The 24327-nt window shown below is 73.3% G+C and carries 23 protein-coding genes and 4 tRNA genes; 11 read left to right on the forward strand and 16 right to left on the reverse strand.

What is annotated here, in order from left to right:
* Positions 1 to 8 precede the first annotated feature (8 nt).
* The 12 genes from BMW62_RS12670 to BMW62_RS12725 form a co-directional block, all read right to left on the reverse strand.
* Positions 9 to 1223, reverse strand: a complete 1215-nt coding sequence (locus BMW62_RS12670; RefSeq protein ID WP_091931219.1) for a glycosyltransferase family 4 protein — start codon at positions 1221 to 1223, stop codon at positions 9 to 11.
* Positions 1223 to 2161, reverse strand: a complete 939-nt coding sequence (locus BMW62_RS12675) for a phosphatidylinositol mannoside acyltransferase (protein ID WP_091931220.1) — start codon at positions 2159 to 2161, stop codon at positions 1223 to 1225. Before BMW62_RS12675 ends, BMW62_RS12670 begins: the two co-directional genes overlap by 1 nt.
* Positions 2158 to 2775, reverse strand: coding sequence for a phosphatidylinositol phosphate synthase (pgsA, locus tag BMW62_RS12680; protein WP_091931221.1), 618 nt, complete (start codon positions 2773 to 2775; stop codon positions 2158 to 2160). Before pgsA ends, BMW62_RS12675 begins: the two co-directional genes overlap by 4 nt.
* Positions 2776 to 3354: an HIT family protein gene (locus BMW62_RS12685; protein WP_091931222.1), complete on the reverse strand. Its 579-nt coding sequence runs from the start codon at positions 3352 to 3354 to the stop codon at positions 2776 to 2778. It lies immediately after the preceding gene.
* Positions 3351 to 5414: a threonine--tRNA ligase gene (thrS, locus tag BMW62_RS12690; RefSeq protein WP_244524003.1), complete on the reverse strand. Its 2064-nt coding sequence runs from the start codon at positions 5412 to 5414 to the stop codon at positions 3351 to 3353. The genes BMW62_RS12685 and thrS overlap by 4 nt, the downstream gene beginning before the upstream one ends.
* Before the next feature lie 78 nt (positions 5415 to 5492).
* A complete protein-coding gene (locus BMW62_RS12695; RefSeq protein WP_091931224.1) occupies positions 5493 to 6611 on the reverse strand; it encodes a CapA family protein in 1119 nt (372 codons plus the stop codon).
* Between the two features lie 11 nt (positions 6612 to 6622).
* The gene (locus BMW62_RS12700; protein WP_091931225.1) at positions 6623 to 7168 is read right to left on the reverse strand and encodes an MOSC N-terminal beta barrel domain-containing protein; all 546 of its coding nucleotides are present in this window, start codon (positions 7166 to 7168) and stop codon (positions 6623 to 6625) included.
* 10 nt (positions 7169 to 7178) lie between these two features.
* Entirely contained in the window at positions 7179 to 7562 is a 384-nt protein-coding gene (locus BMW62_RS12705; protein ID WP_091931260.1) for an HNH endonuclease, read from the reverse strand.
* A 109-nt stretch (positions 7563 to 7671) separates the two neighbouring features.
* Positions 7672 to 7743, reverse strand: a tRNA-Val gene (locus BMW62_RS12710).
* Between the two features lie 26 nt (positions 7744 to 7769).
* Entirely contained in the window at positions 7770 to 8231 is a 462-nt protein-coding gene (locus tag BMW62_RS12715) for a TIGR02611 family protein (protein WP_139206258.1), read from the reverse strand.
* 26 nt (positions 8232 to 8257) lie between these two features.
* Complete coding sequence (locus BMW62_RS12720; protein ID WP_091931226.1) at positions 8258 to 9052, reverse strand: anti-sigma factor; 795 nt, start codon at positions 9050 to 9052, stop codon at positions 8258 to 8260.
* Entirely contained in the window at positions 9049 to 9699 is a 651-nt protein-coding gene (locus BMW62_RS12725; RefSeq protein WP_244524010.1) for a sigma-70 family RNA polymerase sigma factor, read from the reverse strand. Before BMW62_RS12725 ends, BMW62_RS12720 begins: the two co-directional genes overlap by 4 nt.
* Before the next feature lie 127 nt (positions 9700 to 9826).
* Between BMW62_RS12725 and BMW62_RS12730 the strand changes: the two genes are divergently transcribed.
* From BMW62_RS12730 to BMW62_RS12745, 4 genes are all read left to right on the forward strand, one after another.
* A complete protein-coding gene (locus BMW62_RS12730; protein WP_091931228.1) occupies positions 9827 to 10291 on the forward strand; it encodes an SsgA family sporulation/cell division regulator in 465 nt (154 codons plus the stop codon).
* A gap of 95 nt (positions 10292 to 10386) precedes the next feature.
* Positions 10387 to 10459 (forward strand) — tRNA-Gly (locus BMW62_RS12735).
* 41 nt (positions 10460 to 10500) lie between these two features.
* Positions 10501 to 10571: transfer RNA gene (locus tag BMW62_RS12740), tRNA-Cys, on the forward strand.
* Positions 10572 to 10628: 57 nt separating this feature from the next.
* Positions 10629 to 10700, forward strand: a tRNA-Val gene (locus tag BMW62_RS12745).
* 800 nt (positions 10701 to 11500) lie between these two features.
* Here BMW62_RS12745 and coaE read toward each other — a convergent pair.
* The gene (coaE, locus tag BMW62_RS12755; protein WP_091931230.1) at positions 11501 to 12097 is read right to left on the reverse strand and encodes a dephospho-CoA kinase; all 597 of its coding nucleotides are present in this window, start codon (positions 12095 to 12097) and stop codon (positions 11501 to 11503) included.
* Between the two features lie 145 nt (positions 12098 to 12242).
* Between coaE and BMW62_RS12760 the strand changes: the two genes are divergently transcribed.
* Entirely contained in the window at positions 12243 to 12503 is a 261-nt protein-coding gene (locus BMW62_RS12760; RefSeq protein ID WP_091931231.1) for a hypothetical protein, read from the forward strand.
* A 253-nt stretch (positions 12504 to 12756) separates the two neighbouring features.
* On the opposite strand, the gene rpsA is transcribed toward BMW62_RS12760, so the two are convergent.
* Positions 12757 to 14220, reverse strand: coding sequence for a 30S ribosomal protein S1 (gene rpsA / locus BMW62_RS12765; RefSeq protein ID WP_091931232.1), 1464 nt, complete (start codon positions 14218 to 14220; stop codon positions 12757 to 12759).
* Positions 14221 to 14439: 219 nt separating this feature from the next.
* On the opposite strand from rpsA, the gene BMW62_RS12770 reads away from it, so the two are divergent.
* Positions 14440 to 15288, forward strand: coding sequence for a class I SAM-dependent methyltransferase (locus tag BMW62_RS12770; RefSeq protein WP_091931233.1), 849 nt, complete (start codon positions 14440 to 14442; stop codon positions 15286 to 15288).
* A gap of 15 nt (positions 15289 to 15303) precedes the next feature.
* Here BMW62_RS12770 and BMW62_RS12775 read toward each other — a convergent pair whose 3' ends face one another.
* Entirely contained in the window at positions 15304 to 16302 is a 999-nt protein-coding gene (locus BMW62_RS12775; protein WP_170852356.1) for an AI-2E family transporter, read from the reverse strand.
* A gap of 174 nt (positions 16303 to 16476) precedes the next feature.
* A complete protein-coding gene (gene polA / locus BMW62_RS12780; RefSeq protein ID WP_091931235.1) occupies positions 16477 to 19215 on the reverse strand; it encodes a DNA polymerase I in 2739 nt (912 codons plus the stop codon).
* A gap of 66 nt (positions 19216 to 19281) precedes the next feature.
* Here polA and BMW62_RS12785 point away from each other — a divergent pair, with 66 nt between their 5' ends.
* The 5 genes from BMW62_RS12785 to BMW62_RS12805 all read left to right on the forward strand — a co-directional run bounded on the left by BMW62_RS12785 (position 19282) and on the right by BMW62_RS12805 (position 24109).
* Complete coding sequence (locus tag BMW62_RS12785) at positions 19282 to 19698, forward strand: PaaI family thioesterase (RefSeq protein WP_091931236.1); 417 nt, start codon at positions 19282 to 19284, stop codon at positions 19696 to 19698.
* Between the two features lie 247 nt (positions 19699 to 19945).
* Complete coding sequence (locus tag BMW62_RS12790; protein ID WP_244524004.1) at positions 19946 to 21193, forward strand: branched-chain amino acid ABC transporter permease; 1248 nt, start codon at positions 19946 to 19948, stop codon at positions 21191 to 21193.
* A gap of 3 nt (positions 21194 to 21196) precedes the next feature.
* Entirely contained in the window at positions 21197 to 22195 is a 999-nt protein-coding gene (locus BMW62_RS12795) for a branched-chain amino acid ABC transporter permease (protein ID WP_091931237.1), read from the forward strand.
* Positions 22185 to 23198 carry an ABC transporter ATP-binding protein gene (locus BMW62_RS12800; RefSeq protein WP_091931238.1) on the forward strand — a complete coding sequence of 338 codons (1014 nt, stop codon included), beginning with the start codon at positions 22185 to 22187 and terminating at the stop codon, positions 23196 to 23198. The genes BMW62_RS12795 and BMW62_RS12800 overlap by 11 nt, the downstream gene beginning before the upstream one ends.
* On the forward strand, positions 23195 to 24109 hold the full coding sequence (locus BMW62_RS12805; RefSeq protein WP_091931239.1) for an ABC transporter ATP-binding protein: 915 nt from the start codon (positions 23195 to 23197) through the stop codon (positions 24107 to 24109). The genes BMW62_RS12800 and BMW62_RS12805 overlap by 4 nt, the downstream gene beginning before the upstream one ends.
* Positions 24110 to 24327 lie beyond the last annotated feature (218 nt).

The following is a 24327-nucleotide window of genomic DNA, read 5'->3' on the forward strand; positions in this document are numbered from 1 at the left end:
CCCCGAGGCTAGCGGCGCGGCCGCCGGATGCGGGGAGGTCCGGCCGCGGTGCCGGTCGGCGGCACTCCGGGGAAGTCGTGCTCGGGCGCGGCGGTGACGACGCCGCCACCGGGCGGGAGCACGGTCTCGTAGACGGCCAGGATGCGCCGGGCGAGCACCTGCCAGTCGTAGCGCGCGGCCGCCCGGGATCCGCGCGCGGCCAGCTCGGCGCGCCGGCCGGGGTCGGCGAGCAGGTCGGACAGCGCCTGCCCGAGCGCGGCGGGGTCGTCCCGGCGCACCACCACGCCCGCCGCGCCGTCGTCCAGCACCCGGACGAAGGCGTCCAGGTCGCTGGCGACGACCGGCGCTCCGGCGGCCATCGCCTCGATCAGGATCACGCCGAAGGACTCGCCGAGCAGGTTGGGCGCGCAGTACACGTCCACGCTGCGCAGCAGCGCCGCCTTGTCCGCCTCCGACACCTCGCCGAGGAGCGTCACGTGCGGCCGGAGCTCGGCGCCCACCATGGACCACAGCTGCTCGGCGTCGCCGCGGCCGGCGATGAGCAGCCGCGTGCCCGGGTGCTCCCGGACGACGCTGCGCATGGCCTCGAGCAGCACCGGCAGGCCCTTGCGGGGCTCGTCGAACCGGCCGACGAACCCGATGGTCGGCGGGCCGCCGCGGCCGCGCCCGAGGCCCGGCAGCGCGGGGCCGTCGGCGAAGAACGGCACGTGCACCCCGTTGGGCAGGATGACCGCGTCCCCCCCGAGGTGCTCCACCTGCACGCGCCGGGCGAAGTCGGAGACGGCGATCCGGCCGCTGATCTTCTCCAGCCACGGCCGGGCCATCGGGCCGACGGCCGCCAGCCACTTGGAGCGCGTGGTCGCCGCGTGGAACGTCGCCACGATCGGCCCGGTCGCGATCATGCAGACCAGCAGCGACACCGACGGCGTGGCCGGCTCGTGCACGTGGACGACGTCGAAACGACCGTCCCGCAGCCAGCGGCGCACCCGCGCGGCCGACACCGGCCCGAACTGCAGGCTGGCCATCGAGCCGTTGTACGGGACCGGGACGGTGCGCCCGGCGAAGGTGAGCCAGGGGTCGGTGACCGACTCCTCGTGCTGGGCGGGGGTCAGCACCTCGACGTGGTGACCCATGCCGCGCAGCGTCCCGGCGAGGTCGCGCACGTGGTACTGGACGCCGCCGGGGACGTCCCACCGGTAGGGGCAGACCAGGCCGATGCGCATCAGGACGCCGCCTCCGCGCGGGGCGGGTCGGGCGGGACGTCGGGCCAGATCCGGCCCAGCACGTGCCAGTCCTCGGGGCGCTCGGCGATGCCGGCGGCGAACGCGTCGGCGACCTGCTGCATCGCCGTCGGCACCCGGTCCTTCAGCCGGCCGGGCCCGTGCACCGGCACCTCGGGGTGCACGCACATCCGCCAGCCGGCCCCGCTGAACTGGCAGACGGCCGGGATCAGGGCGGCGCCGGTGCGATCGGCGAGCAACGCCGCGCCGCCGGGCATCGTGGCCGTCCGCCCGAAGAAGGTGACCGGCACCCCGCCCGCGCCCAGGTTGCGGTCGACGAGCAGGCAGGCCACGCCACCGTCGGCGAGCCACTCCCGCAGCACCTCCGAGCTGGGGCGCTCCCCGCCGGTGAGCGGCACCACCCGGAAGCCCAGCGACTCGCGGTAGTCGAGGAAGCGGCGGTAGAGCGACTCGGGGCGCAGCCGCTCGGCGACGGTCATGAACGGCCCGTCCAGCCAGTCGGTGAACCAGGCGCCGGCGGCGTCCCAGTTCCCGCTGTGCGGCAGCGCGACGACCACCCCGCGCCCCTCCGCGCGGGCGCGGGCGATGTGCTCGATCCCGGGGACGTCGCTGTCGTCGCGGATCCGCTCCGCGGTCAGCGTCGGCAGCCGGAAGGCCTCCTGCCAGTAGCGGGCGTAGGAGCGCATCGCGCGGCGGGTCAGCTCGGCGAGCTCCGGCTCGGTCAGCCGCCCGCCGGTGACCACGCGCAGGTTGGCCCGCAGCTGGCGCACGCCCCTGCCGTCGCGGCCGGCGGCCCGCTCCCCCGCCCGGTCGAACAGCGCCCGCGCAGCCGGCTCCGGCAGCATGCGCACCGCCCGCCAGCCGGCCGCGTACCCGGCGTCGGACAGCCGGCCGGCGAGCCGCTCCCGGGCACCGCTCACGACGCGATCCGCCGGCCGTCGGCGGCGCGCTTCACCGCCAGGACCCGCTGGGCCACCGTCACCGCGCTGCCGGCCAGCAGCACCCAGAGCGCCACGTGCACGGCGTACGGGATGCCCAGCCCGGTGAACCCGGTGCCGGTCAGCACGAGGATCAGCCGCTCGGTCCGCTCGACGACCCCGACGTCGCACGTCAGGCCCATGCCCTCCGCCCGCGCCTTGATGTAGGAGGTGAGCACGCCGAGCACGAGGCAGAGCAGGGCGAGCAGCACCAGCAGGCGGTTGTCGCCGCTGCCGGAGAACCACCAGACCAGCGCACCGAAGATCGCGGCGTCGGCCGCACGGTCACCGGTGGAGTCCAGCACCGCACCGAACACCGAGCCGCCGCCGCGCAGGCGGGCGAGCGCGCCGTCCAGCATGTCCAGCAGGACGAACACCGTGACGGTGAACGCGCCCCAGAAGAGGTGCCCGGTGGCGATCAGCCCCGCGGCCCCGGCGATCGCGCCGACCGTGCCGGTGATGGTCACCATGTCCGGCGAGATCCCCATACGGGCCAGCCGGACCGCCAGCGGGTTGACCACCTTGGCCACCACGGGCCGGGCGTTGACGCCGAGCACTCAGGCCTCCGGTACCGCGACGGCGTGGTCGGCCCACGCGCCGGCGAGCAGCGCCCGGGTCTCGCCCAGCACCTGCGGCAGCACCCGGGTGAGCCCGACCACCGGCATGAAGTTGGTGTCCCCGCCCCAGCGCGGCACGGCGTGCTGGTGCAGGTGGTCGGCGATGCCCGCCCCGGCCACGGCCCCCTGGTTCATGCCGATGTTGAACCCGTGGGCCCCGGTCACCGCGCGCACGACCCGCATCGCCGTCTGGGTGAACGCGCCGAGCTCGGCGACCTCCTCGGGCGTCAGGTCGGTGTAGTCGGGCACGTGCCGGTAGGGCACGAGCATCAGGTGGCCGGCGTTGTACGGGTAGAGGTTGAGCACGGCGAACACCGACAAGCCGCGCGCCACCACCAGCCCCTCCTCGTCGCCGAGCGTGGGGATCACGCAGAACGGGCAGTCGTGCGCCCCGGTGGGCTTGCCCTCACCCCGGATGTAGGCCATCCGGTAGGGCGTCCACAGGTGCTCGAACACCGTCGCCGGGCCGCCGTCGTCGGAGGAGACCGGCACCCGGTAGGGGGCGTTGTCCTCGCTCATCCGGGGACCGCCCCGGTCTCCGCCGTCGGGTCGGCGTTGCTGCGGGCCGCGATCCAGCCGGCGATCCGCTCGACGGCGGCGTCCACCGCCACGCCGTTGTCCTGGCTGCCGTCGCGGAACCGGAAGGAGACCGCGCCGGCCTCGGCGTCGGTGGCGCCGGCGATGAGGACGAACGGGATCTTCTGCTTGCTCGCCGTCCGGATCTTCTTCTGCATCCGGTCGTCGGAGTCGTCGATCTCCACGCGGATGCCCCGGGCGCGCAGCTTCAGGGCGACGTCGGCCAGGTAGGGCACCTGCTCGTCGGTGACCGGGATGCCCACCACCTGAACCGGGGCCAGCCAGGCCGGGAACGCGCCGGCGTAGTGCTCGGTGAGCACGCCGAAGAACCGCTCGATCGAGCCGAACAGCGCCCGGTGCAGCATCACCGGCCGCTGTCGGCTCCCGTCGGCTGCCGTGTACTCCAGACCGAAGCGCTCGGGCAGGTTGAAGTCGACCTGGATGGTCGACATCTGCCAGGTCCGCCCGATCGCGTCCTTGGCCTGGACGGAGATCTTCGGCCCGTAGAACGCGGCGCCGCCCGGGTCCGGGAACAGCTCGAGCCCGGAGTCCAGCGCCGCCTGCCGGAGCGCCTCGGTGGCCCGTTCCCAGCCCTCGTCCGTGCCCACCGACTTCTCCGGGTTCCGGGTGGACAGCTCCAGGTAGAAGTCGCTCAGCCCGTAGTCGGCCAGCAGTCCCAGCACGAAGTCGAGCAGCCCGCGGAGCTCGCCGGCCATCTGCTCCGGGGTGCAGTAGATGTGCGCGTCGTCCTGGGTGAACCCGCGGGCACGGGTGAGCCCGTGGACGACGCCGGACTTCTCGTAGCGGTAGACGGTGCCGAACTCGAACAGCCGGAGCGGCAGCTCCCGGTACGAGCGGCCGCGGGAGTCGAAGACCAGGTTGTGCATCGGGCAGTTCATCGGCTTGAGGTAGTAGTCCTGCCCCTGGCGCCGGACGTTGCCCTCGCTGTCGCGCTCCTCGTCCAGCTGCATCGCCGGGTACATGCCCTCGGCGTACCAGTCCAGGTGCCCGGAGGTCTCGAACAGCTGCCCCTTGGTGATGTGCGGGGTGTTGACGAAGGAGTAGCCGGCCTCCTCGTGCCGTCGCTGGCTGTACTTCTCCAGCTCCCGCCGGATGATCCCGCCCTTGGGGTGGAACACCGCCAGCCCGGAGCCGACCTCGTCCGGGAAGCTGAACAGGTCCAGCTCGGCGCCGAGCCGCCGGTGGTCGCGGCGCTCTGCCTCGACCAGGTGCTCCAGGTAGGCCTTGTGCGCGTCCTTGCTCTCCCAGGCGGTGCCGTAGACGCGCTGCAGCTGCGGGTTCTTCTCGCTGCCGCGCCAGTAGGCGGCGGCCGACCGGGTGAGGCTGAAGGCCGGGATGTTGTTCGTGCGTGGCAGGTGCGGGCCGCGGCACAGGTCGGTCCAGACCCGCTCGCCGGTGCGGGCGTCGAGGTTGTCGTACATGGTGAGCTGCGCGCCGCCTCCCTCGACGGAGGCGCCATCATCCGAGGACGCAGCCTCGCCGCCCTTGAGCCCGATCAGCTCCAGCTTGTAGGGCTCGTGCGCCAGCTCGGCCTGGGCGTCGGCGTCGCTGATCTCGCGGCGGGCGAACCGCTGCCCGGCCCGGACGATCTCGGTCATCTTCTTCTCGAGGGCGGTGAGGTCCTCGGGAGTGAAGGGCCGCTCCGGGTCGAAGTCGTAGTAGAAGCCGTTCTCGACCGGCGGGCCGATGCCCAGCCGGGTGCCCGGGAAGAGTTCCTGCACGGCCTGGGCCAGCACGTGGGCGGCCGAGTGGCGGATGACCGCGCGGCCGTCGGCGCTGGACGCCGCCACGGCCTCCACCTCGGCGTCGGCGTCCGGCGCCCAGGCGAGGTCCCTGAGGTCGCCGGTGGCCACCTCGCGGACGACGACGGCGCCGTCGGCGCCCTTCAGCGGGATCCCGGCCGCCTTGAGCGCGTCCTGCGCCGTCGTCCCGGCCGGCACCCGGATCGGTCCGACGGCGGTGGGCGAGGGCTGGGTGGACACGAGCATGCTCCAGGGATCGAGGCGGCGGGCGTCGCGCGACGCCCGTTCTGCGGGCCCCGAGCCTAGTGCGCGCCGGGCTCAGTCCCGGACGACCTCCAGCCCGGCCGCCACCGCGCCGCGCCGGTCGAGGACGTCGAAGATCCGCGCGGAGCTCACCGGGTCGGCCGGCACCACCCGCACGCCGGCGCCGAACTCGATGCGCAGGGGCACCGCCTCGGCCGCCGAGACGGTGAACCGGCCGTCGGCCCCGCGGGTGAAGGTGAACCGCGCGGCCACCGAGTCCTCGGTCGCGTACCCCCGCGTGGCGTGCTCGGCGACGTGGTTGCCCAGGCCGTAGGCGACCCACTCGCCGCCGATCCGCTCGAAGGGCTGCACCACGTGCGCGTGGTGCCCCAGCACGAGATCGACGTCGGGCGAGGCCAGCAGGGCGCGCGCCGCGGCCTCCTGGGCCGCCGTCGGGTCGTGGTCGTACTCCTGGCAGCAGTGCAGGCTCGCGACGACGACCTCGGCACCGGCGGCCCGCGCCCGCGCCGCCCCCGCCAGCATCCCGGTGACGTCGGGCACGGCGACGACGTCGACCGACCACTCCCGCCCGGCCGGCAGCGGCACCCCGTTGAGGCCGAACGTCGCGGCGACGTGGCCGACCCGCACGCCGTCCACGTCGACGACCGTCGGCTGCGCGCTCTCCGCCTCGCTGCGGTACGTGCCGGTGACCGCGATGCCGGCGTCCTCCAGGGCGTCGACGGTGCGGGCGAGCCCGTCGAAGCCGGCGTCCAGCGAGTGGTTGGACGCCGTCGAGCACACGTCGTACCCCGCGCCCGCGAGCGCGTCGACGATCTCGGGCTGGACGCTGAAGCCCGGGTAGCCGCGGTAGGGACCACCCTCGGGCGCCACCGGCGTCTCCAGGTGGCAGATCGCCAGGTCGGCCCCGCCGATGATCCCGGAGACCGGGGCGAACACCCCGCTGAAGTCGTACGAACCATCGGGCCGCGACGCCCCGGAGGTCAGCGCCCGCCCCTGGTGCACCAGCACGTCGCCGGTCGCCACCAGCGTGAAGCTCTCCGGCTCCGCGGGCGGCTCGGCAGCCGGGGCCGTGGTCGCCGGGGCGGGCTCGCCCGCCGGTCCCGGGCTCTCCGGCCCGCTCCCGCAGCCGGTCAGCAGCAGCACGGCCGCCCCCGCGGCCCACCAGCGACGCACGGACGACGACGCTAGAGCCGGACGGGGTCGCCGACGGCGATCTCGCCGGGCTGCCGCACCTCGGCGTACACGCCCAGGCAGTGCTTCGGCGTCCGGACGACGGCCAGCCGCGCGGTGCCGATGCGCAGCTCCCGGCCCACCCAGGTCCGCTCGTCGTCGTCGGGCAGGTCCAGCAGCACGTTGGCGCGCGGGTCCTCGGCCGAGCAGCCCTCGGGGACGTCGCCCGCCGCGGCCCGGTCGATCGCCTGCCGGGAGACCAGGTGCACGGGCGCGGCATCGGCCGCGGAGCCGCCCGGCGCCGGCTCGACCCGCACCGGCCGGCCCAGCGCGCCGGCGACCGCTCCGGCGTCGGCACCCGGGTCGCCGGTCGGCGTGAGCGCCGCCAGGCCGGGGGCGTGCTTGCCGCGCACGACCTCCCCGCTCGCCGCGTCGACGACCGTCCAGGCGCGGTCGCCCTCAGGTCCCGCCGCGTGCAGGTGGACCCGCTCGCGGGCCGTGCCGCCGAGGGACTTGACGGGGTAGACCCAGATCCGCGTCACGCGCCCGCTCGTCGTCACGGCACCGACCCTAGGCCGCCGGGCGGGACCGGCGCAGGCGGCGCAGCTGGGCGCCCAGGTAGGGCCGGGCCCGCCGCTGCCCACCGCTGCGGGCGATCGCCGCGGCGAGGTCGTCCAGGGCCCGCGCCAACCGTTCCGCGTCGGCCGGCCACCCGCGGCGCCGGCACTCCTCGAGCCACTCGACCGGGCTGCGGTGCCCCCGCTCCCCGTTGCACCGACCGCATGCCGCCAGCTCGTTCTCCAGCCACGACGGCCCGCCCTTGACCCGGGGGACGACGTGCTCGGTGGTGGGGCGGACCAGCGGTGAGAAGCAGCGCCCGCACCACACGCAGGTCGGGCCGTCGCGGTCCAGGACCAGCTGGAGCCGGGCGGCACGGTCGGGCTGGGCGGTCATCACGGCCATGGTCCCGCGATCCGTCTGCCGGCGCCGCAGGGGCGGGACGGGCGGGAACGACGGAGGGCCAGGTTCCCCGTCTCCGGGTTTCCCTGGCCCTGCGTGCCGGTGGGCGATACTGGGTTCGAACCAGTGACCTCTTCGGTGTGAACGAAGCGCTCTACCACTGAGCCAATCGCCCGTTGCGCTTCCGATTGTGCCAGACGCTCATCGCCAGAGCGGCACCCACCCCGGCACCCAGTCCGGCACGCCCATCAGGTGCAGGCTGACGACCAGGATGCCGTAGACGGAGGCCGCCGTCGCGAGCCCGAGGAGCAGCCGCACCCACATCCGCTGGGCGCCGACCCAGTCGGTCCAGCGGGCGACGTGCCGCCTGGTGAATGCGAGCAGCCGCTCCGCCCAGGTGAACTCGGTGGCCAGGATGAAGAGGCCGGCGATCACGGTGAGCCACCCCGGGCCGGGCAGCGGGATGGTGGCCAGGCCCAGGGCGACGACCAGGCTGCCGACGATCCCCACGGCCACGCGGTAGCCGTGGTCGATGCTGCGGCGCACCGCCAGCCGCCGGCGCCAGCGGGCCTCGGCGACCCGCTCGCGCAGGCTGTGCACCTCGTCGGTGTCGTACCGCGCGCGCCGGTCCTCCGGGCTCCCCGGCTGCCGCGGCCCCGCCACGGGTGCCGTCGTCGTCTCTCGCGCGCTCAGCTGGTCACCTGCCCGGTCGCGACTACCTCCGTCGGTGCCGACGGAGCCTGCCGACCGGGCTCGATGCTGATGCCGTACTCCGGGAAGCCGTCGAGACCGGTCTCCCCGGAGCCTACGGTCTGCACCTCGATCTGCGAACGCTCGACGTCGAACGCGCCGAGCGCCACGGGGTCGCCCGCGCCGAGCCCCCACAGGACGTAGGTCGAGGACGACGTGTCGTTGCGCGCCAGCCCGTCGGTGACCACCTGGACCGCCTCGTCCCGGACCACCACGGTCGCCACCTGCCGCTCGTCGGCGGTCAGCGGTGCGATCGTGGCCCGCCCCGGGCGCAGCAGCTCGGCCACCGCCTGCTCCTGGGCGGCGAGGGTGGAGCGCAGGTCGTCGCGGGCGCGGTCGAGCGCGGCCACCCACACGCCCAGCCCGACGACGGCGGCAACGGCCGCGGCGACCAGCGCGCGCGGCAGCAGCGTCCGCCGCGCCGGTGCCGGGTGGGGCACCGGACGCGCCTCCTCACGGGAGGGAGCGGGAGCCGGCGGCGCGGAAGCTGCCCGCGGCGGCAGCTGCTCGGTGGCCTCGACGGCGGCCCGGAGGCGGTCCCGGAGCTGGGGTGACGGCTCGGCGGCCGGCAGGTCGTGCGCCATGGCCGCCATGACCTCCGACGTCTCGGCCACGGTGCGGGCGCAGCGCTCGCAGGTGGGCAGGTGCCGCGCGAAGCGCGCGTCGTCCTCGGGTTCGAGGGCGTGCAGGGCCCAGCCGACCGCGAGCTCGTCGTACGCGTGCTCGCCGCTCATCGCGTCGTCCCGTCCACCGACGAGCCACCCTCCAGCGCGCTGCCGCCCGGCGGGCCGCCCAGCCCACCGAGTTCCGACCTCAGCCTGCGCATGCCGGCCAGCATCCTCGTCTTCACCGTGCCCAGCGGCGTCCCCGTCAGCGCGGCCACCTCCCGCTGCGTGTAGCCCCCGTAGTACGCCAGCGTCAGCGCCTCCTTCTGGGCCGCGGGGAGCTCGCCCAGCGCGGAGCGCACCTGCTGGGAGACCACGCGGGACCAGGCGTCGTCCTCGACGTCGCGGGCGGCCACCGGGCCCTCGAGCACCGCCTGGTCCTCGGCCCGGTTCTGCCGCCGGCGCTGGGACTCCTCGCGGCGCACTGCGTCGACCGCCTTGTGGTGCACGACGGCCAGCAACCAGGAGGAGAAGCTCCCCCGCGCCCGGTCGTAGGCGTCGGGATCACGCCAGACGCCGAGGAACACCTCCTGCAGCACGTCCTCGGCCAGGCCGTCGTCGGCCAGGATCCGCCGGGCCAGCGCGAAGGCCGGCCGGCGGAAGCGCTCGTACAGCTCGTCGACGGCGGTCCGGTCCCCGGCACGGATGCGCCGGAGGATCTCGACGTCGCCGACGCCGTCCTCCGGCCGGAGGACCGGTCGGCTCACGGCTCCCATGGTCACACGGGGCATTCGGTAGGACGCGCCCAGATGGTTCAGAACACCCGTCTGTGACGCATGATGCTGGAGTGACTCGACGACACGAAGCACGTCACTTCTGCCAACCGCGGTCGTTGGAACTGTCATGACGAGCCGATGGACTCCCGGCCACATCTCCCCCATCACTCTTCACCTGGTCGGCCCGCGGTCGTGGACCGAGGTCCCGGCCCTGCTGTGCTACGACCCCACCGACCCCTATGCCGTGCGCATCGCCTTCGGTGACGCCGACGACCAGGACGGCGGGGCCGACGGCGAGGAGGGCATCGCCTGGCTGGTGAGCCGGGAACTGCTCCAGGCCGGGCTCGAGCACCCGGCGGGCGACGGCGATGTCCGCGTCTGGCCGGCTCGCGCGACGGCCGACCTGCTGTACCTGCACCTGCGCGCCCCGTCGGGCGAGGCGCTCTTCGAGCTCTCCCGCGCGACGGTCGCCGCCTTCCTGCGGCACACCGAGGCCCTGGTGCCCCCCGGGTCGGAGGGGGAGCTGCTGCAGCTGGACCAGGAGCTCGACGCCCTGCTGTCCAACGGCGGACCCGACTCGCCGGGGCGCTGACCTGCGAGGACGCTCCGGCGGAGCCCCCCTGGGAGGGGGCGGGGGGACCCCCCTGCACACCCCCTCAGGACGTCCGCTAGAGTTCTCCCCGTAACGCGGACGTGGCTCAGCTGGTAGAGCATCACCTTGCCAAGGTGAGGGTCGCGGGTTCGAATCCCGTCGTCCGCTCGGGACCTCGGGCACCGGTCGAGAGACTGGTGCCCGCGTGCGGTGGAGTGGCCGAGAGGCGAGGCAACGGCCTGCAAAGCCGTCTACACGGGTTCAAATCCCGTCTCCACCTCGTCGCTTCCTCGCGGGGCACGAGCGCGGAGGAGGGAGCCGGTCAGCTGACCGGATCGGGCGATTGGCGCAGTGGTAGCGCGCTTCCTTGACACGGAAGAGGTCACTGGTTCGAACCCAGTATCGCCCACCGGACGAACCCCGGGACGCCGGCCGGGCGCCTGGGGTTCTGCCGTTCCCGGGAGTTCACGCCCGGTCGTGCAGCACCCGCTCCGCGACGACGAGTCTCCCGTCGGTGACCGTGGTGAGCCCCAAGTCGCCCAGCAGCGGGGCAGGCCGGCGGCGGTCGGCCCGACCCGCACCGTCGAGGCACCGGCCTCCCGTGCGCGCTGCAGCAGCAGCTCCGCCGCGGCCCGCCCGATCTCCCGGCCCCGGGCCTCGGTGACCAGCCAGAGCCCCGCCTCCAGGACGCCGGACTCGCCGGTCCGCCGCAGCCGGCCGGAGCCGACGACCCGCTCGTCGTCCCCGGCAGCCTCGACCACGATCCAGGTCGCCTCCCGCGCCGGCCCGTCGAGCCCCACGCGCCGCTCGCGGTGGAACGCGCGCAGCCACTCCACGCGCTCGGGCGACCACCGCTCCCCCGGCGTGACCCGCGGTGTCACCTCGTCTGCGGCCACCCCGCGCAGGGCCGAGGCGACCAATCGCGACAGGGCCGCCTCGGTGACGGGTGCCAGGTCGACCGCGGGGAGCTCGGCCAACCTCGCGTTCGCGCGCCCGAGCCTGCGCCACGAGGCGAGCACGAGGCCGAGGTAGCCCACCGCCAGGATCACCCACCCCCACCGCAGCCACGACGACGTGTCCTCGTCCGCCCAGGAGAGACCGGCCAGCCCGCCGTAGACCCCGCCCAGGCCGGCCTGCAGGCGCAGCTGCCTCCGCGCGCCGATGACCTCCTGCTGCGCCTCCCGCCGACCCCGGACGAGCGACCCGGCGTCAGCCACGCGCCGGCTCGACCCGCTCCGCCCAGAACCGGTCGACCTGCTCGGCCAGCTGCTCCGGCGTCCCGCTGTTGTCCAGGACGACGTCCGCGACAGCCCGCCGCTGCTCGTCCGTGGCCTGGGCGGCGATCCGGGCCCGGGCGTCGGCCTCGCCGAGCCCCCGCCCGACCAGCCGGGCCACCCGCGTCTCCCGCTCGGCCGCCACGACGACGACGAGGTCGTAGCTCCCCGCCTGACCGGTCTCCACGAGCAGCGGGACGTCGTTGACCAGCACGGCGTCGTCCGGGGCCGCGGCGACGAGCGCTGCCGAGCGCTGCCGCACGAGCGGGTGGACGAGCGCATCGAGCCGCCGTCGCGCGCCCTCGTCGGAGAAGACGATCGCCGCCAGGGCGGCGCGGTCCAGGGAGCCGTCGGCGGAGAGCACCCCGTCACCGAACTCCGCGACGACGGCGGCGAGCCCGGGGGTGCCGGGTTCGAGCACCTCGCGGGCGATCCGGTCGGCGTCCACGAGCACGGCTCCGAGTTCGACCAGCAGCCTGGACACGGTGCTCTTGCCCGACCCGATCCCGCCCGTCAGTCCGATCCTCAGCACGCACGGACAGTAGCGACCACCCGGCTCGAGATCACGGAGAGGTAACACGCGGCCGAAGCGCCCGGCGCGTCGCTCCAGTCACACGCGCACCACCGCTAACGTCTGCCCCGGCGATCTTCCCCGCCGAGAGAGGCAGACCGAGAACATGTCCCGTCACACGCCCGCTGCGTCCCCGTCGTCCCACGCCGCCGGCCGGCACCGGCTCGGCTCCGCCTCGGGCGTGCGCTGCGCCGACATCCCGGCCGTCCGCGAGCGGATGGAGTTCCAGCGCCCGGCCGTCGCCCACCGCAGCTCGTTGCTGCGCTGGATGTTCTCGACGCCGACCACCGGCCGGCACACCTGGAGCTTCCTCGCGGGCTCCGGCGGGCGGCCCCGCACGGCGTTCGCCATCATCCTGAGCCTGTAAGGCCCCGTCCCGCGGCTCGCCCCGAGCCTGCGAGGGGTGCGGAGGACGGGGTCCTCCTGCTCCCCCGCACCGCCGCACGCCGCGGCGACGCGCACCCGGAGTGCGACCGAAGGCCCGTGGACACCGTCCGCGGGCCTTCAGCGTGCCCGGATCCGGTGGTGGCAGGCCTCAGGCACCTCGGAAGACGACGGAGGCCCAGGACCGAACGGTCCTGGGCCTCCGTCGTGCGGTGCTGGTGGGTCAGACCCTCAGGTCACTCGCCGCCGGCCAGCTTGGCGCGGAGCGCGGCGAGCGCCTCGTCGCTGGCGAGCGTGCCACCGGTGCTGGGAACGTCCGGCGTCGCGTCGGCGCTGGAGTAGCTGCCGCCGGCCGCAGCCTCGGCGTCGGCCTCCTTGGCCGCCGCGATCTGCTTGCGGTGCGCCTCGAAGCGGGTCTGGGCCTCGGCGTACTGGCGCTCCCACGTCTCGCGGGCCTCGTCGTAGCCCTCGAGCCACTCGCCGGTCTCGGCGTCGAAGCCCTCGGGGTAGATGTAGTTGCCCTGCTCGTCGTAGGAGGCGGCCATGCCGTAGGCGGCCGGGTCGAAGGTCTCCTCGTCGCCGACGACGCCCTCGTTGGCCTGCTTGAGCGACAACGAGATCCGGCGGCGGTCCAGGTCGATGTCGATGACCTTGACCAGGATCTCGTCGCCGACCTGCACGACCTGCTCGGGGATCTCCACGTGGCGCTCGGCCAGCTCGGAGATGTGCACCAGGCCCTCGATGCCCTCGTCGACGCGCACGAACGCACCGAAGGGGACGAGCTTGGTGACCTTGCCCGGCACGACCTGACCGATCTGGTGCGTGCGGGCGAACTGGCGCCACGGGTCCTCCTGCGTCGCCTTCAGCGACAAGGACACGCGCTCGCGGTCGAGGTCGACGTCGAGGACCTCGACGGTGACCTCCTGGCCCACCTCGACGACCTCGGACGGGTGGTCGATGTGCTTCCAGGACAGCTCGGAGACGTGCACCAGGCCGTCGACGCCGCCCAGGTCCACGAAGGCACCGAAGTTGACGATCGAGGAGACGACGCCGCTGCGGACCTGGCCCTTGGCGAGCTTGTTGAGGAACTCGCTGCGCACCTCGGACTGGGTCTGCTCCAGCCACTGGCGGCGGGACAGCACGACGTTGTTGCGGTTCTTGTCCAGCTCGATGATCTTCGCCTCGAGCTCGCGGCCCACGTAGGGCTGCAGGTCGCGGACGCGGCGCATCTCGACCAGCGACGCCGGGAGGAACCCGCGCAGGCCGATGTCCAGGATGAGACCACCCTTGACGACCTCGATGACGGTGCCGGTGACGACCTCGTCGGCTTCCTTCTTGGCCTCGATCGTGCCCCAGGCGCGCTCGTACTGCGCGCGCTTCTTGGAGAGGATCAGCCGCCCTTCCTTGTCCTCCTTCTGGAGGACCAGGGCTTCCACCTCGTCGCCGACCTTGACGACCTCGTTCGGGTCGACGTCGTGCTTGATGGAGAGCTCGCGCGAGGGGATGACGCCCTCGGTCTTGTAGCCGATGTCCAGCAGCACCTCGTCCCGGTCCACCTTGACGATGACGCCCTCGACGATGTCGCCATCGTTGAAGTACTTGATCGTCAGGTCGATGGCGGCGAGGAAGTCCTCGGCGGAACCGATGTCGTTGATGGCGACCTGGGGGGTGCTGGAAGGACGGACCTGAGTGGAGGTCATGTGGTTGGTTGCTCCGGACGGTTTATGCGTAGGGACAGGACGACCCGCGGCCGTCGGACCGCGGGGAGGTACAGCGGGGAGAACCGGCGCGGGCATTCCCGGGAGGGAAGGGCACGGCAGACCTCTGGCGCCCCTCCATGGTACGGACGCCGGGAGCCTCCGGTCCACCTGGGTGGGACCGCTCCTGCCCGGCCGGCGGCGTGTCACGATCGGCGTGTCATGACCGCACCCCCTCCTCGCCCCGGCCTCCCCCTCGGCAGCGACGGCTACCCCGTCGCGGGCGGGGTCGCCCGCCGCGCGGCCGGCACCGAGGAGTCGGCTCGCGCGAACCGCCGCTGGTGGGACGCCGCGGCCCCGGCCTACCTGGCCGAGCACGGCACCGACCTCGGCGATGTCGACTTCCTGTGGTGCCCCGAGGGCCTCCGCGAGGCCGACGCCCACCTGCTCGGCGATGTCGCCGGCCGGCGGGTGCTGGAGATCGGCTGCGGCTCGGCGCCCTGCGCCCGCTGGTTGCGGGCCGCCGGGGCCGACGTCGTGGCCCTCGACCTCTCCGGCGGCATGCTCGCCCGCGCCGCCGGGCTCAACCGGACGACGGGGATCGCCGTCCCGCTGCTCCAGGCCGACGCCGGTGCGCTGCCCCTGGCCGACGCCGGCCTGGACGCCGTCTGCTCGGCGTTCGGCGGGCTGCCCTTCGTGGCCGACGTGGGGGCCGCGCTGCGGGAGGTCGCACGGGTGCTGCGTCCCGGCGGGCGCTTCGTGGCGTCGGTCAACCACCCGATGCGCTGGCCGTTCCCCGACTCCCCCGACCCCGCGGACCTGCGGATCGCCTCCTCCTACTTCGACCGGACGCCCTACGTGGAGACCGACGACGCGGGCCGCGCCGTGTACGTGGAGCACCACCGCACGGTCGGCGACTGGGTGCGCGCCGTGGTCGGGGCCGGCCTCGTGCTCGAGGACCTCGTGGAACCGGAATGGACGCCCGGGCGCACGGAGAACTGGGGCCAGTGGTCGCCCGAGCGCGGCGCGCTGGTCCCGGGCACGCTGATCCTGGTCGCCACCCGACCCTGAACCTCTGGTCGAGGCTCAGCCTCCGGCGATGGGCCGGGACCCGTGCCGCACCCACAGCTCGTGGCCGGCGGCCGAGATCGCCGCGGCGAGCGGCACGAACAGCAGCGCCCCGGCGATCCCCCACAGCACGCCGCCGACGGTGACCGCGATCAGCACCGTCACGGCGTTGAGGGGCAGCCGGTTGCGCATGACGTACGGCTCCACGAACGAGTTGCCCAGCTGCTGCACGACCACCACCAGCCCCAGGACCAGGGCGGCCGTGACGAGCCCGCCGGACGCGTAGGCGACCACCACCGCGACGAGCCCCGCGACGAACGCACCGATCGTGGGGATGTAGGACGCCAGGAACTGCAGCGCCGCGAGGGTCAGCGCCAGCGGGACGCCGAGCAGGAGCAGACCGACGCCGATGCCCACGGCGTCGAACACCGCCACGATCGTCAGGCCGCGGACGTAGCCGCCGACGGTCGTCCAGGCCGCGCGGCCGGCGGCGTCGACGTCCTCGCGCACCCGGCCGCCGAACTTCCCCAGCAGCCAGCGCCAGATACCCGGCCCGCCGTGCAGGAAGAGGTAGGCGAGCGCCACGACGAGGAACGCGGCGATCACGACCTCGACCACCGTCCGCGCCGGGCCGAGCAGGTCACCGGCGCTGGTCCCGCCGCCGGAGCCTCCTCCGCCGCCCCCGGACGAGCCGAAGCTCGGCAGCTCGACGCCGAAGCGCTGCGACAGGTCGGAGGAGACCTGCTGGAACTGCTCCCGCAACCGGGGCAGCTGGCCGGCGATGCGCGCACCCAGGGCCAGGAGCCCGCCGCCGAGGACGCCGACCAGGAGCAGCACCGCCCCGCCCGCAGCCAGCCAGCGGGGCGCCCCGCGGCCGTGCGCCCACTCCACGAGCGGCGCCAGGATGCCCGCGACGAGCAGCGCGATCAGGACGGCCACCAGCGGCAGAGTCACCTTGACCGCGAAGCCGGCGAGCAGCCAGAGCAGGACCGCGAGGACGAGCAGCCGGCCGCCCACGGCCGACGACCGCGCCAGCCAGGCGGGGACCGGTGGACCGTTCGGACCGGAGGGTGCAGGGGAGCCCATGGACCCGGTGTGGACCGGGGAGCGGCCTATGACACATCCACCGGGTCCACCGGCCCGGATCGACAACAGCCTGTAACGCGAGGCGCGCTGGCCGGGGCGCCGCCGTCAGTGGGCCGCGGCGTCCCAGCTCGACCCGACGCCCACCGAGACCTCCAGCGGCACCGACAGCTGCGCGGCGCCCGCCATCTCGCGACGGACGAGCTCCTCCAAGGCGTCCTTCTCCCCCGGCGCGACCTCGAGCACCAGCTCGTCGTGGACCTGCAGCAGCATCCGCGACGCCAGCCCTTCGGCCGCGATGGCCTGCTCCACGTTGAGCATCGCCACCTTGATGACGTCGGCGGCCGAGCCCTGGATGGGGGCGTTGAGCGCCATGCGCTCGGCCATCTGCCGCCGCTGCCCGTTGTCGCTGGTCAGGTCGGGGAGGAAGCGCCGCCGGCCCAGGGTGGTCTCGGTGTAGCCGGTCTGCCGGGCGTCGTCCACGACGCCGTCGAGGTAGTCGCGGATGCCGCCGAAGCGCTCGAAGTAGGCGTGCATCTGCTCGCGCGCCTCCTCGACGGAGATGCGCAGCTGCCCGGACAGCCCGTAGGCGGAGAGCCCGTAGGCCAGCCCGTAGCTCATCGCCTTGATCCGGCGGCGCATCTCCGGGTCGACCTCCTCGATCGGGATGTCGAAGGCTCGCGAGGCGACGAAGGAGTGCAGGTCCTCCCCCGACGTGAACGCCTCGATGAGCCCCTCATCGCCCGAGAGGTGCGCCATGATCCGCATCTCGATCTGGCTGTAGTCGGCCGTCATCAGCGACTCGTAGCCCTGGCCCACGACGAACGCCTGCCGGATCCGCCGCCCCTCGGCGGTGCGGATCGGGATGTTCTGCAGGTTGGGGTCGGTCGAGGAGAGCCGGCCGGTCGCCGCGATCGTCTGCTGGAAGGTGGTGTGGATGCGCCCGGCGTCGTCGACCATCGGGATCAGCCCGTCGATGACCGTCCGCAGCCGGGTGACGTCGCGGTGGCGCATCAGGTGCTCGAGGAACGGGTGCCCGGTCTGCGCGAGCAGGTTGGTCAGCGCATCGGCGTCGGTGGTGTAGCCGGTCTTGTTCTTCTTCGTCTTGGGCAGCCCCAGCTCGTCGAAGAGCACGATCTGCAACTGCTTGGGCGAGCCCAGGTTCACCTCGCGGCCGATGACGGCGTAGCACTCGGCCGCCGCGGCGGCGACCCCCTCGGCGAACTCGCGCTGCAGGTCGTGCAGGAAGTCGAGGTCAGCGGCGATGCCCCGGTGCTCCATGCGGCCCAGCACGAACGTCAGGGGCAGCTCGATCTCGCCGAGCAGGTGACCGCCGCCCCGCTGGCCGAGCACCTGCTCGAGGGCGTCGGAGAGGTCGTTGACCGCCACCGCCTTGAGGACGTCGGCCTTCGCGGCCTCGGCGGCGACGTCGTCCTCGCTCGGCCCCAGGCCGTCGAGGGTCAGCTGCCCCTCGGGCTCGGCGGCGTCCTTGAGCTCGCGGCGCAGGTAGCGGACCGCCAGGTCGCCGAGGTCGAAGGAGCGCTGCCCCGGCAGCGCGAGGTAGGCGGCCAGCGCGGTGTCGCTGACCACCCCGGCGAGGTCCCAGCCGCGGGCCCAGATGGCCAGCAGCGGGCCCTTGACCTCGTGCACCACCTTCGGCCGGTCGGCGTCGGCCAGCCAGGTGGCCAGCGCCTGCTCGTCGGCGACGTCGAGCGCGGGGCCGAGGTCGACGAAGGCCGTGTGGTCGTCGGCGGCGGCGAGCGCGAGACCGGTGAGCTCCCCGGCGCCCCGGCCCCAGCTGCCCCGGAAGATCACGCCGGTGCGGCCGGTGCGCGCGTGCGCGTCCAGCCAGGCGCCGAGCTCGCCGGGCGCAACCTCGTCGACGGTGACCTCGAAGCCGCCCTCCACCTCCGGCTCGGCGCTGGTGAGGGTGGCGAAGAGCCGGTCCCGCAGCACCCGGAACTGCAGGTTGTCGAAGAGCGTGTGCACCTCGTTGCGGTCCCACGGCTGGACGGCGAGGTCAACGGGCCCCACCTCCAGGGGCACCTGCCGGTCGAGCTCGGTGAGCCGCCGGTTCTGGAGCACCGACGAGAGGTGCTCGCGCAGCTTCTCCCCGACCTTGCCCTTGACCGTGTCCACCTGGTCGACCAGCGCGTCCAGCGACCCGTACTCCCGGACCCACTTGGCGGCGGTCTTCTCCCCCACGCTCGGGATGCTGGGCAGGTTGTCGCTCGGGTCGCCCCGCAGCGCCGCGAAGTCGGGGTACTGCGCGGGCGACAGGCCGTACTTGGTCTCGACCTCCCCCGGCGTGAAGCGCGTCATGTCCGAGACGCCCTTGCGCGGGTAGAGGACGGTGACGTGCTCGTTGACGAGCTGGAGGGCGTCGCGGTCGCCGGTCGCGATCAGCACGTCCATGCCCTGCTCGACGGCCTGCACGGCGAGCGTGGCGATGACGTCGTCGGCCTCGTAGCCCTCGGCGGTGATCACCGGGATGCGCAGTGCGCCGAGCACCTCCTGCACCAGGCTGACCTGCCCGCGGAAGTCGGTCGGGCTCTCGGCGCGGTTGGCCTTGTACTCGGCGTAGATCTCGCTGCGGAAGGTCTTGCGCCCGACGTCGAAGGCGACGGCGAGGTGCGTGGGCTGCTCGTCGCGCAGGATGTTGATCAGCATCGACGTGAAGCCGTAGACGGCGTTCGTCGGCTGCCCCGTCGTGGTCGAGAAGTTCTCCACCGGCAGCGCGAAGAACGCGCGGTAGGCCAGCGAGTGCCCGTCGAGGAGCAGCAGCCGCGGGCGCGTGCCCTGGCTCGAGGGGACGGCGGGTGCGGAGGTGGAGACCGGAGCGGACATCGCCGCCGATCGTAGGGCCAGCCACCGACACCGGGGACGCGCCGGACCGGTCGTTACGGTGCCGGGGTGAGCACCCCTCCCCCGGGCTGGCTGCCCGACGGCATCAGCAGCCCCCTCGACGACAAGCTCGGCGTGCGGATCACCGACTGGAACCCCGACCGGCTGGTGGCGACGATGCCGGTCGCGGGCAACGAGCAGCCCTTCGGCCTGCTGCACGGCGGGGCCACCTGCACGCTCGCCGAGACGATCGGGTCGATGGCCGCAGCCGTGGCCGCCGGACCGGACAAGCAGGTCGTCGGCATCGAGCTCAACGTGAGCTACCTGCGCGCCGCGACCGCCGGCACGGTCACCGCCGTCTGCACACCGGTGCGCCGGGGCCGCACGCTGTCGACGTTCGTCATCGAGATCAGCGACGACCGGGGCCGGCAGACCGCCACCGCCAGGCTCACCTGCATGACGCTGAAGGCGCCGCGCGACCTCTGAGCCGGCGTCCTGCTCCACCACGAACGGGTGCCCGGCGTGTCGCGGAAAGGTCACAGGTCGGTGCGCGATGGGGGGCAGATCACACAACTGCGTTAGGTTCCCTCCTCAACGAAACCGCCGAGGAGGTCGAGTGACGCACCCGACGGACCGTGTCCGCCGGCACGGTCGACGAAGCAGTACCGCGAGAGCGGGGGCTCGGATACCGGCCGGTGGACCACCGCACCCAGGTCTCACCGCTGTACGCCTGGTGCTGGTCGGCCTGTTCGTCGCCGGGCTCACCGCCCTGGTGCCGGGCGCCGCCCACGCCGCCGAGGATGCCGGTGAACGGATCTTCGGCACCCTGCAGACCAGCGTGAGCGGGCCGATCGAAGGCATCTCCGTCGAGGTCGCCGAGATGTCCGGCGCCGAGGTCGACACGGTGGAGACCGACGAGCAGGGCCGCTGGTCGGTCGACCTGCCCGGCCCCGGCCAGTACACGGTCACGGTCGACGCGGGCGATCTCCCCGAAGGCGTCACCCTCAACGGCGAGCCGAGCCGGACCGTCACCGTGGACGAGGGCCGGCAGCAGGGCGTCATCATCGGGCTCAACGACGGGAGCCGGAACTCCGGCGGCGGTTCCATCCGCTGGGTGGAGCTGCTGGTCTCGGGGCTCCGATTCGGCCTGCTGATCGCCATGGCCGCCATCGGCCTCTCGCTGATCTTCGGCACCACCGGCCTGGTCAACTTCGCCCACGGAGAACTGGTGACCATCGGGGCGATCGCCGCATGGTTCATCAACGTGGGGGCCGGCGTACCGCTGATCCCCGCGGCCATCCTCGCGATGGTCGTCGGCGCGGGCATCGGTGCGCTCAACGAGGTCGCCCTGTGGCGACCGCTGCGCCGGCGGGGCACCGGCCTGGTGGCCGCGCTCGTCATCTCGATCGGCCTGTCCCTCCTGCTCCGCTACCTGTACCAGGTCTTCTACGGCGGGCGGTCCAACGCCTTCGCCGACTACCGCGGCCAGCGCAGTGTCGACTACGGCGCGTTCTCGATGACCAACAAGGACCTCACGTCGATGGTCGTGGCGCTGGTGGTCCTCGTCCTCGTCGCCCTGATGCTGCAGCGGACCACGATGGGCAAGGCCATGCGGGCCGTCTCCGACAACCGCGACCTCGCCGCCTCCTCGGGCATCGACGTCAACCGGGTGATCCTGGTCGTCTGGATGGTCGGTGGCGCACTCGCCGCGCTGGGCGGCGTCCTCCTGGGCCTCTCGGACGAGGTCCAGTGGGACATGGGCTTCCGGCTGCTGCTGCTCATGTTCGCCGGCGTCACGCTCGGCGGTCTCGGTACCGCCTACGGCGCCCTCATCGGCAGCATCGTCGTCGGCGTCTTCGTCCAGATGTCGACGCTGGTGATCCCCAACGACATGAAGTACGTCGGTGGGCTCCTCCTCCTCATCGTCATCCTCATCGTGCGGCCGCAGGGCATCCTCGGCAGCCGGGCCCGGATTGGTTGAGCCATGGCTGAACTCATCGACGCACTCGCCGTCGCACTCAAGGCCGGGCTCGGCTTCCAGGCCGCCTTCTTCGCCCTGCTGGCGATCGGGCTCAACATCCAGTTCGGGTACACGGGGCTGCTGAACTTCGGGCAGATCGCCTTCGCCATGCTGGGCGGGTACGGCATCGCGATCTCCGTCTCCCAGTGGGGGCTGCCCTTCTGGGTCGGCGTGGTCATCGGCATCGCCGCCGCCGTCGTCCTCGCGCTGCTGCTGGGCATCCCGACGCTGCGGTTGCGCGCCGACTACCTCGCGATCGCCACCATCGCCGCCGCCGAGGGGCTCCGGCTCACGTTCCGGTCGGTCTCGGCGACGCCGATCACCGCAGGTACCCGGGGTCTGTCCGGCTTCAGCGATCCCTTCGTCGAGCTCGCACCGTGGGACACCGCCCAGCGCTACAGCATCCTGGGCACCCGCTGGAGCGGAGCGGACCTCTGGGTGACGTTTGTCGGCTGGGTGCTAGTCGCGCTGGCCTGCCTGCTGGTGTGGCTGCTGGTCCGCAGCCCCTGGGGCCGGGTCGTGAAGTCCATCCGCGAGGACGAGGACGCCGTCCGGGCGCTCGGCAAGAACGTCTACGTCTACAAGATGCAGGCGCTCGTGCTGGGCGGCGTCCTGGGTGCACTGGGCGGCATGGTCTACGCGCTCGGCACCGCCTCGGCCACTCCGGACCAGTACCAGAACGCCAACACGTTCCTGGCCTACGCGGCGCTGATCCTGGGTGGAGCGGCCCGCGTCCTCGGGCCCGTGATCGGCGCCATGATCCTGTACTTCATCATCCAGTTCGCCGACACCGGGCTGCGTACGCTGATCAGCAACGGGATCATCCCGGAGAACGTGCTGTCGGCCACCGACGTGGCCCAGATCCGGTTCGTCCTGATCGGTCTCGGCCTGATCCTGCTGCTGATCTTCCGGCCGCAGGGCATCTTCGGCGACCGACGAGAGGTGATGCTCGATGCCCGCTGAGCCGACGCCCACCGGGGCGCACGCCCTGTCCACGACCGGCGGTGCCGGCAGCGCCCCGCAACGGCTGGCCCAGGCCGCGCTGCGGGATCTGCCCTGGGAGGTCGGGATCGCCAAGCCCGACCCCGCGATCGTGGTCGACGGCGTGGTCCGGACCTTCGGCGGCCTCACGGCCGTCTCGGTCGACCACCTGGAGATCCAGCGCGGCGGCATCACCGGGCTGATCGGGCCGAACGGAGCCGGCAAGACCACGCTGTTCAACCTGCTCACCGGGTTCGACCAGCCAGACGGCGGTACCTGGTCGTTCGACGGCCGGCCGCTCGGGAAGCTCGCCCCGCACCAGGTGGCGCGGCTCGGCGTGGTCCGCACCTTCCAGCTCACCAAGGCGCTGTCCCGGCTCACCGTGCTGCAGAACATGCTGCTGGGCGCGCAGGGGCAGAAGGGTGAGAGCTTCCTCCGCGCTCTCGTCCCCGGTACGTGGCGGGCACAGGAGAAGGCCAACACGGAGAAGGCCATGGAGCTGCTCCGCCGCTTCAAGCTCGACGCCAAGAAGGACGACTTCGCCGGCACCCTCTCCGGGGGCCAGCGCAAGCTGCTCGAGATGGCCCGCGCGCTGATGAGCGACCCCCAGGTCGTCATGCTCGACGAGCCGATGGCCGGGGTGAACCCGGCGCTGACGCAGAGCCTGCTCGGACACGTCAAGGACCTGCGCGAGCAGGGCATGACGGTGGTCTTCGTCGAGCACGACATGGACGTCGTCCGTGACATCAGCGACTGGGTGGTCGTGATGGCCGCGGGCAAGGTCATCGCCGAAGGCCCGCCGGAGTCCATCAGCCAGAACCAAGCGGTGGTCGACGCCTACCTCGGTGCACACCACGACGCCGCACTCACCATCGAGGAGGAGGACCGCGTCCTCGCCGAGGCGGAGGAGAGCATCTCCCGCGAGGAGCACCCCGACGACCTCCGGCGCCCCGGACGCCCCGACGAGAAGGGCACGGACCGATGAGCATCGACCCCGGCCAGGGCAAGGACCCGCGCGAGAGCACCGACCCGGAGTACGAGTTCGACCGGCCGGTCGACCAGGGGGACGCATCAGCGGCCGCCGACCGGGGACCGACCCGGGCCGAGTCCTCCGGCGACCTCTCGCCCGCCGAGCAGGCGGCCACGCGCGGGGAGCACGTCCGCCTCGCCGCGGACGCGCTCATCCGGGCCGACGAACTCGTCGCCGGCTACCTGCCGGGGGTGAACATCCTCAACGAGTGCGACTTCTACCTGAACGACGGCGAGCTGGTGGGGATCATCGGTCCGAACGGTGCCGGCAAGTCCACGTTGCTGAAGGCGCTGTTCGGCCTCATCCCGGTGCGGTCCGGGTCGGTGACGCTGCGCGGCGAGGACATCACGTCGGCGCCGGCACACCGGCTGGTCTCCCTGGGCGTGGGCTACGTCCCGCAGAACAACAACGTGTTCCCCTCCCTCACCATCGAGGAGAACATGGAGATGGGTGCCTACCTGCGCCCGAAGGTGGTCAAGGAGCGGTTCGACTACGTCGCCGAGCTGTTCCCCATGCTCGGGGAGCGCCGCAAGATCAAGGCCGGCTCGCTGTCCGGCGGTGAGCGGCAGATGGTGGCGATGGGCCGGGCGCTGATGATGGAGCCGTCGGTGCTGCTGCTCGACGAGCCGTCTGCCGGCCTGTCCCCCGCCTACCAGGACGAGGTGTTCATCCGCTGCCGTCGGATCAACGCCACCGGGGTCTCGATCATCATGGTGGAGCAGAACGCCCGGCGCTGCCTGCAGATCTGCGACCGCGGCTACGTGCTCGACCAGGGCCGCAACGCCTACACCGCGACCGGCGAGTCGCTGATGCACGACCCCAAGGTCATCGAGCTGTACCTCGGCACGCTGGCCAAGGCGCACTGACCGGTCCCAGCCCCCTCCCCCTCAGCGCCCGGCGCCGTCCCCCCTCCCGGGGGACGGCGCCGGAGCCGTCTACCGGCCCGCAGGACCCGCACAGGGCACCTGAGGCCCCTACCCGGTCGTCCACGATTCCGGACGCCGTCCAGCCCACGACGGGCCGGTGCAGATCCGGAGGCGGACCGGCAGCCGCGTCGGACGCCGCCGGTGAGCTCGTCTTGGAC

It is taken from the genome of Blastococcus sp. DSM 46786 (assembly GCF_900109665.1).
GTDB lineage: Bacteria > Actinomycetota > Actinomycetes > Mycobacteriales > Geodermatophilaceae > Blastococcus > Blastococcus carthaginiensis.